The following is a 2,848-nucleotide window of genomic DNA, read 5'->3' as shown; positions in this document are numbered from 1 at the left end:
CCCGGCACGACGACACCCGCGAGCAGTTCTACTTCGTCCTGCCGGACCGCTTCGCGAACGGCGACCCGTCCAACGACCGCGGCGGCCTGACCGGCTCCCGCCTCGACACCGGCTACGACCCCACCGATAAGGGCTTCTACCAGGGCGGCGACCTCAAGGGCCTGACCGGGAAGCTGGACTACATCAAGGGGCTCGGCACCACGGCCATCTGGCTGGCGCCGATCTTCAAGAACCGCCCGGTGCAGGGCACCGGCGACAACGTCTCGGCGGGCTACCACGGGTACTGGATCACCGACTTCACCCAGGTCGACCCGCACTTCGGCACCAACCAGGACCTGAAGAACCTCATCTCCAAGGCCCACGCCAAGGGCATGAAGGTCTTCTTCGACGTCATCACCAACCACACCGCCGACGTCGTCGACTACGACGAGAAGTCCTACGACTACCTCTCCAAGGGCGCCTTCCCCTACCTCACCAAGGACGGCCGCCCCTTCGACGACGCCGACTACGCAGACGGCACGAGGAAGTTCCCGCCCGTCGGCACCGGCTCCTTCCCGTACACCCCCAGGGCGACCGGTCAGGCGAAGGTTCCGGCCTGGCTCAACGACCCGGCGATGTACCACGACCGGGGCGACTCCACGTACACCGGCGAGTCCACCACCTACGGCGACTTCTCCGGCCTGGACGACCTGTGGACCGAGCGCCCCGAGGTCGTCCACGGCATGGAGCGGATCTACCAGCGCTGGGTGCGGGACTTCGCCGTCGACGGCTTCCGGATCGACACCGTCAAGCACGTGAACATGGAGTTCTGGACCCAGTGGGCCACCGCGCTGGACCGTTACGCGGCCGAGCGCGGCCGGAAGAACTTCTTCATGTTCGGCGAGGTCTACTCCGCCGACCCCTCCGTCACCGCCCCCTACGTCACCCGGGGCCGGCTCGACGCCACCCTCGACTTCCCCTTCCAGGACGCGGCCCGCGCCTACGCCTCCCAGGGCGCGAGCGCCCGCGAGCTGGCGGCCGTCTTCGGCGCCGACTACAAGTACACGACCGACAAGGCCAACGCCTACGAACAGGTCACCTTCCTCGGCAACCACGACATGGGCCGCATCGGGACCTTCCTGAAGCAGGACGACCCGAACGCCACCGACGCCGAGATCCTGGCCAAGGACCGGCTGGCCAACGAGCTGATGTTCCTCAGCCGGGGCAATCCCGTCGTCTACTACGGCGACGAGCAGGGCTTCACCGGTACCGGCGGCGACAAGGACGCCCGCCAGACCATGTTCGCCTCCAAGGTCGCCGACTACCTGGACGACGACGAGATCGGCACCGACCGCACCCACGCGAGCGCCGCCTACGACACCCACGCCCCGCTGTACCGGCAGATCGCGGACCTCGCCCGGCTCCGCAAGGCGAACCCGGCCCTGACCGACGGCGTGCAGACCGAGCGGTACGCGGCCGACGGCCCCGGGATCTACGCCTTCACCCGCACCGACGCCGCGTCCGGCCAGGAGTACGTCGTCGCCTTCAACAACACCGGGTCGGAGAAGACGGCGACCTTCGGGACCGGGTCGGCGGACATGACGTACCGCGGGATCCACGGCGCCACCGGCTCGGTGCGCTCCGACGGCGACCGGAAGGTCACCGTCACCGTCCCGGCCGAGTCCGCCGTCGTCTACAAGGCGGCCGGCAAGCCCGCCGCCCCCGCCACCAAGCCGTCCCTCACCCTGACGGCCCCCGCCCCCGGCGCCACCGGCACCGTGGAGCCGAGCGCGGACGTCACCGGCGGACAGCTCGACCGCGTCGTCTTCGCCGCCCAGGTGGGCGACGGACCGTGGCGGACACTCGGCTCCGCCGACCACGCCCCCTACAAGGTCACCCAGACCCTCGGCACCGAGGTGCCCGCCGGGACCGCCCTGCGCTACAAGGCCGTCGTGGTGGACCGGGCCGGGCGCACCGCGAGCGCCACCGCCGCGAGCACCAGCGGCACCCCGCCCGCGCCCGAGGTCCCCAGGGCCTCCTCCCGGGACTACGCGATCGTCCACTACAAGCGCGCCGACGGCGATTACGCCGACTGGGGCCTGTACGCCTGGGGCGACCTGGCCGACGGCGAGGCCACCACCTGGCCGGCCGGCCACCCCTTCGTCGGCCGGGACGCCTACGGCGCCTTCGCCTACGTCAAGCTCAGGCCGGGCGCCACGAACGTCGGCTTCCTGGTCGTCGACAAGGACGGTGACAAGGACGTGTCCGCCGACCGGTCCATCGACGTCACCCGCACCGGCGAGGTGTGGATAGAGCAGGGCAGGGCCGACGTACGCACCGAGCGGCCGGACTACCCCGCCCAGGACACGACGAAGGCCGTCCTGCACTACCACCGTGCCGACGGGGACTACGACGGCTGGGGCCTGCACGTCTGGACGGGCGCCGCGCACCCCACCGACTGGTCGCGGCCGCTGAAGCCGGTGAACACTGATGCCTATGGCGCGGTCTTCGAGGTGCCCCTCACCGAGGGTGCCACCAACCTCGGCTACATCATCCACAAGGGCGACGAGAAGGACCTCCCGGCCGACCAGAACCTGGACCTCAAGGCCGACGGCCACGAGGTGTGGCTGGTGAGCGGCCAGGAGAAGCACCTGCTGCCGCAACCGGCCGGCACCGCCGCCGCCCTCGACCTCACCACCTCCAAGGCGGTGTGGATCGACCGGGACACCGTGGCCTGGAACGGCGTGGCGGGCGCGGCCTCCACCCAGCTGCTGTACTCCCTCGACGGCTCCCTGACCGTCCGGGACGGGACCCTCGGCAGCGACGACGAGCGCTGGATCAGGCTGGGGAAGACGGCCCTGACCGGCGC

At 70.7% G+C, this 2,848-nt stretch carries 1 protein-coding gene; it reads left to right on the top strand.

The window, feature by feature from the left end; genetic code table 11:
- The coding region (locus tag H5J33_RS29675) for an alpha-amylase family glycosyl hydrolase (RefSeq protein WP_181797883.1) at positions 1–2,848 on the top strand (2,848 nt) is incomplete at both ends.

This window comes from Streptomyces sp. WELS2, assembly GCF_013870595.1.
Classification (GTDB): Bacteria; Actinomycetota; Actinomycetes; order Streptomycetales; family Streptomycetaceae; genus Streptomyces.
Note: the sequence above shows the minus strand (reverse complement) of the source record. Positions and strands in the feature narration are given on the sequence as shown.